At 70.5% G+C, this 3,760-nt stretch carries 2 protein-coding genes and 1 pseudogene; 1 reads left to right on the top strand and 2 read right to left on the bottom strand.

Going from position 1 to position 3,760, the window contains the following annotated elements; translation table 11 throughout:
- Window positions 1-1,580 (bottom strand): type I polyketide synthase (locus AAHZ94_RS30370; protein WP_349996940.1); only part of this gene is annotated, 1,580 nt, incomplete at its 3' end.
- A 49-nt stretch (window positions 1,581-1,629) separates the two neighbouring features.
- Window positions 1,630-3,564, bottom strand: a complete 1,935-nt coding sequence (locus tag AAHZ94_RS30365) for a type I polyketide synthase (protein WP_502964830.1) — start codon at window positions 3,562-3,564, stop codon at window positions 1,630-1,632.
- Here AAHZ94_RS30365 and AAHZ94_RS30360 point away from each other — a divergent pair.
- Window positions 3,533-3,760 (top strand): annotated as a pseudogene (locus tag AAHZ94_RS30360) (hypothetical protein); the annotation flags it as partial. The gene AAHZ94_RS30365 and the pseudogene AAHZ94_RS30360 sit on opposite strands and share 32 nt — an antisense overlap.

Raw genomic sequence — 3,760 nt, 5'->3', positions numbered from 1 at the left:
ACAAACTCCCGCAACCGCCCCGCCTGCCCCCGCAAACCCACCACCGAACCACCCGACACCACCCACGGCACCACACCAAGCTCCCCACCGGACCGGCGCCCCACGGGCAGCGCGGGCGCCTCCTGGTCCGCCGGCGCGCTGCCGTTGGCGGTGGGGGCCGGCTGTGTCTGGTCCGGCTCCGATGTCTGCTGGGGCTCCGGCGCCTGTTCCACCACGATGTGCGCATTGGTGCCGCTCACGCCGAACGAGGAGACCGCGGCCCGTCGCGGCCGGTCCACCACCGGCCACGGGCACTCCTCGGTGACCAGTTCCACGGCCCCGGCCGACCAGTCCACATGGGAGGACGGCGCGTCCACGTGCAACGTCCGCGGCACCACCCCGCGCCGTATCGCCTCCACCATCTTGATCACACCCGCCACCCCCGCAGCAGCCTGCGTGTGACCAAGATTCGACTTCACCGAACCCAACAACAACGGCCGCCCACCCGACCGATCCTGCCCATACGTCGCCAACAACGCCTGCGCCTCAATCGGATCACCCAACGACGTCCCCGTACCATGCGCCTCCACCACATCCACCTCAGACGCAGCCACCCCAGACACCGCCAACGCCGCCCGAATCACCCGCTGCTGAGACGGACCATTCGGCGCCGTCAACCCATTCGACGCACCATCCTGATTCACCGCAGAACCCCGCACCACCGCCAACACCCGACGCCCATTCCGCCGCGCATCAGACAACCGCTCCAACAACACCAACCCCACACCCTCAGCAAAATTCGTCCCATCCGCACCCTCCGCAAACGCCCGGCACCGACCATCACTCGACAACCCACGCTGCCGACTGAAGTCCACCCAGAGGTTCGGGGTCGCCATGACCGTGGCGCCGCCGGCCAGCGCGAGGCTGCTCTCACCGGACCGCAGCGACTGGCAGGCCAGGTGGATGGTGACCAGCGACGAGGAGCATGCGGTGTCCACCGTGACGGCGGGGCCTTCGAGGCCGAAGGTGTAGGAGATACGGCCGGACGCGACGCCCCCCGCGGTGCCGGTGCCGCCGTAGCCGTCCATCAGTTCCAGCCCGGCATTCGTCCAGGGGTTGTAGTCGTGTTGGATGACGCCCGCGAAAACCCCGGTCTTGCTGCCCTTCAATTCCTCCGGCGGAATTCCGGCCCGCTCGAACGTCTCCCAGGCCGATTCGAGGAGCAGCCGCTGCTGCGGGTCCATCAGCAGCGCCTCGCGCGGATTGATGCCGAAGAGTTCGGCGTCGAAATCACCGGCGTCGGGCAGAAACCCACCGACCCGTAGATATGTCTTGCCCGCGGCCTCGGGGTCCGGGTCGTAAAGGTCGTCGACGTCCCAGCCGCGGTCCTCGGGGAAGGGCGTGAGGACGTCCTTCCCTTCGGCTACGAGGCGCCAGAGGTCTTCCGGTGAGTTCACGTCGCCGGGGAAACGGCAGGCCATGCCGATGACGGCGATCGGTTCGGAGTTCTTCTCGGTCATGTCGCGCAGTTGGTGGCGGGTGTTCTGGAGTTCCCCGCTCAGTCGCACCAGATAATCGCGGAGCTTGCTGTTCTCGTCCATGGGGTCAGCCTTCTGCTCAATACGAGTAAGGGAGTGGGAGACCAGAAGGTCATGTTCCCAATTGCCGGTCAACGAACTCGAACAGCTCTTCGGCGGAGGACGACTGCAAATGCTCCGTCACGGCCGCCCCGCTCAATTCCCCGGCGGTTTCCCCGGTACGCGAAAGCAGTACGCGCAGCCGGTCCTGCACTCGCGCTCGTACCGTGTCCTCCGGGGGGAGGTCGGCGAGCAGGGACTCCATCTTGTCGATTTCCCGCATGGCCCAGTCGAGGGTTTCCGTCTCGCTCGGCAGGACCTCGCCGAGGAGGAAGCGGGCCAGTACCAGCGGAGTGGGGTGGTCGAAGGTGAGGGTGGCGGGCAGTCGCAGCCCGGTGGCCTGTCCGAGCCGGTTGCGGAGTTCGACGGCGGTCAGCGAGTCGAAGCCGAGCGCGGTGAACGGCTTGCCCACCTCCACCCCGGCCGCCCCGCTGTGCCCGAGCACCGCAGCCACCTGCCCCGCCACCAGGTCGACCAGGTGCCGTTCGCGGTCCGCCGCCGGCAGCGCGGCCAGCCGCTCGCGCAGCGACCCGCCGTCGGCCCCGCCGCCGTCCGCCGCGGTGCGCCGCGTGGCTGCCGCACCGGCCGGTGCGAGCGCGCTGAGCAGCGGCGGTACGGAGCCGGCGGTGGCCAGCCGGGCCAGGTTGAGCTTCACCGGGACCAGCAGCGGCGCGCCGTGTGCCAGCGCCGCGTCGAACAGGGCGAGGCCCTCGGCCGCGCTCATCGCCGCCACCCCACTGCGGGCGAACCGCTCCCGGTCGGCCTCGTTCAGCTTGCCGGTCAGCCCGGTGCCCTGGCCCCACCAGCCCCAGGCCATCGAAACCCCGGGCAGCCCGGCCGCGTGGCGGGCCCGTACCACGGCGTCCACCGCGGCGTTGGCCGCCGCGTAGTTCGCCTGCCCCGCGGTGCCCAGCACCCCGGCCGCCGACGAGAAGACGGCGAACAGGGGCAGGTCCAGGCCGCGCGTCACCTCGTCCAGGTGGTACAGCGCGTCCAGCTTCGGCGCGAAGACCCGGTCGACGCGCTCGTCGGTCAGGGCCTCGATCACCCCGTCGTCCAGCGCCCCGGCGCAGTGCACGAGGCCGGTCAGCGGGTGGTCGTCGGGTACGGACGCCAGCAGCGCGGACACCGCCGCGCGGTCCGTCACGTCGCAGGAGACCAACTCCACCCGGGCGCCGGCCGCCACCAGTTCGGCTTGCAGCTCCCGCGCCCCGGCCGCCTCCGCCCCACGCCGACTGGCCAGTACGAGGTGGCGCACGCCGTACCGGTCCACCAGGTGCCGGGCGACCAGCGCGCCCAGGTCCCCGGTACCGCCGGTCACCACGACGGACCCACCCGGCCGCAGCCGCACCGGCCCGCCCCCCGCATCCGTCTCTGCGTCCTGCCCGCTCGCGTCCGCGGCCGAAGCCTGCGACGCCGCCACGTCCGTACCCGGGGCGTCCGGGACCTCTACCCTGGTGAGTCGGGGTGCGTGGAATTCGCCCTTACGGAGGGCTAGTTGGGGTTCTTCGCTGTGGGCGACGGCCGTGACGAGTTCCGGGGTCAGCCGCGTGTCCGGCTCCACATCGAGCACGGTGATCCGACCCGGGCTCTCCGCCTGCGCCGAACGCAGCAAGCCCCACACGGCCGCGGAACCCGCATCCACCGGCTCGTGCTGAGCGATACCGACACCCCGCTCGGTGACCACCACCAGCGGCCGATCACCGTCCTCAGCCAACCACTGCTGCACCGCCTCCAATGCAGCACAGGTCGCGGAACGCGCGGGTTGAGCCTGACCGTACGAAGTACCGGAGGTGACTTCCTCCGCCGGCCCGGCGGACCCGGGCACGGGGTCAGTGAGGGCGGGGGCATCAGTGAGGGCGGAGGCGTCAGTGAGGGCGGAGGCGTCAGTGAGGGGGACGGTGGCCGGGGAAACAGTGGCGAGGGCAGACGTCGGAGCGGTCCACACCAACACATCACCCGCACCCGAATCCGAGTCCGAGTCCGCATCCGAATGCGAGTCCGGGGCCACCTCCGGCACCGCGACCGGCACCCCAACCGGCACCCACCCCACCTCATACAAATCCAACACCCGCGAACCCACCACCAACTCACCCAACGGCAACGGCCGCAACCTCAACCCCTCAACCACCACCACCGGATCA

Origin of the sequence: Streptomyces sp. HSW2009 (assembly GCF_040240285.1) — a bacterium.
Classification (GTDB): Bacteria; Actinomycetota; Actinomycetes; order Streptomycetales; family Streptomycetaceae; genus Streptomyces.
Note: the sequence above shows the minus strand (reverse complement) of the source record. Positions and strands in the feature narration are given on the sequence as shown.